This window comes from Shigella sp. FC1661, assembly GCF_001712525.1.
Taxonomy (GTDB): domain Bacteria; phylum Pseudomonadota; class Gammaproteobacteria; order Enterobacterales; family Enterobacteriaceae; genus Escherichia; species Escherichia coli.
Genome location: NZ_MDGW01000422.1, coordinates 1 through 684 on the forward strand (window position 1 = coordinate 1; position 684 = coordinate 684).

Sequence of the window (684 nt, forward strand, 5' to 3'; positions counted from 1 at the left end):
TTGCCCGAGGGGATGAAAGCCGAAACGAACTGGACGATGGAAAACGGGAAACAGAATGCCGTAAGGCTGCTACAGGAGTAACAGAGCATGACGGAGCTGGAAAGACATTTGCTGAACGCATTAGAGCAACTGCAACAGGACTATATGCAGCGGCTGAACGAATGGGAGAGCGCCTTCGTGGAATTGCAGAAAATGTTTTCGCTTACGCAACGGGACAACGCGATGCTGAATGAGCGGGTCATGCAGTTGAGTCAGCAGGTGCAGCACTTGAGCGAGCAGACAGAACGCTTGAGCCAGTTATACAGCGAGAACAGGAGATAAGGGACGAACGGCTGATACAGGAACGCGAACATGCGTTATCCCTGGAGCGTGAGCGCCAGCTGGAAATACAGGAACGGACACTGGATGGCCCTTCGCTGGGATGGTAATCAGAGACAGGCTAAAATGTTGTCAGCGCGTTTCCGGTGCATTTTTTGGGATAATGGTTGGTTCGGGGGCACCGGGAACGCGCTTCAGTCAGACCTTGCTGAAAACACAGGAACGCGTTAAAACGCATACGGGCGCGATTCTGGTGTGTCTTTTGTTGCTGTGTTTTGCCTCTATTGCCAGATCGCGCTCATTCCCCTGAACTTCTGTTTTCCCGCTCAGATCCCCGTCTTCTTCGCTTCCGAAAGCATGAAAAAA

1 protein-coding gene is annotated in these 684 nt (G+C 52.0%); it reads left to right on the forward strand.

The genetic code is table 11. The features are described from left to right. The first annotated feature begins 87 nt into the window (after positions 1–87). Positions 88–321 carry an MbeD family mobilization/exclusion protein gene (locus tag BFF42_RS19450; protein ID WP_000137439.1) on the forward strand — a complete coding sequence of 78 codons (234 nt, stop codon included), beginning with the start codon at positions 88–90 and terminating at the stop codon, positions 319–321. Positions 322–684 lie beyond the last annotated feature (363 nt).